This is a genomic window from Kytococcus sp. HMSC28H12 (genome assembly GCF_001816045.1).
GTDB lineage: Bacteria > Actinomycetota > Actinomycetes > Actinomycetales > Dermatophilaceae > Kytococcus > Kytococcus schroeteri.
In genome coordinates this window covers 1-614 of record NZ_KV824700.1, presented here as the reverse complement: position 1 = coordinate 614, position 614 = coordinate 1, and the positions used below count along the sequence as shown (strand labels likewise).

Below are 614 nucleotides of genomic sequence, written 5' to 3'. Positions count from 1 at the left end.
GAGGGTGCCGAGGCCTTCGCCCGCTGGTACATCGAGACCCTGAGCTACCTCTACGAGCACCCGAAGGCGGGAGTCCTGGACAAGTACGCCGGTGAGGACTGCAACACCTGCGCCCGCCACGTCCGCGTGGCCCGGGAATCCGAGGAGAGGAACGAACGCGCAGATGGTGAGACGTACACCGTGCTGGGCACGGGTGAGCCTCTCCCGGAGGAGGGAGGGTTCCACGTGACCGTGGGTTTCCGACAGAACCCCACCACCGTCCGTGACAGTGACGGGAACGTTGTCGAGGAGCTCAGCGAGCAGCCTGAGTACGGCTACACCTTCAAACTCCACCACCAGGGTCGCTGGGTCATTCAGAAGATGCACCCCAATCCCGAGCCCTACTACGAGAGGGACGGGAAGTGACCATGCTCGGTGCTGAGTACGTGGTGGCCTTGCCTGCCTCAGAGGACTGCCGCGGGGACCGAGATGTCGAATGTGATGACTATGACGACGGAGTGGGCCTTGGACTGAGCGTGGAGGAGGTCGAGGAGCTGGCGGACAAGCGACCGCCGAAGTCGACCCCACCTGCACCCGGGAAGCCGCCGACCTTGTACTACGAATACGTCGTCCAA

The 614-nt window shown here is 63.7% G+C and carries 2 protein-coding genes; both read left to right on the top strand.

Features of this window, described 5'->3' with window-relative positions:
* A partial coding sequence (locus tag HMPREF3099_RS13195) for a DUF6318 family protein (protein WP_083323755.1) occupies window positions 1–405 on the top strand: 405 nt, incomplete at its 5' end.
* A gap of 2 nt (window positions 406–407) precedes the next feature.
* The coding region (locus HMPREF3099_RS13585; protein ID WP_237769861.1) for a hypothetical protein at window positions 408–614 on the top strand (207 nt) is incomplete at its 3' end.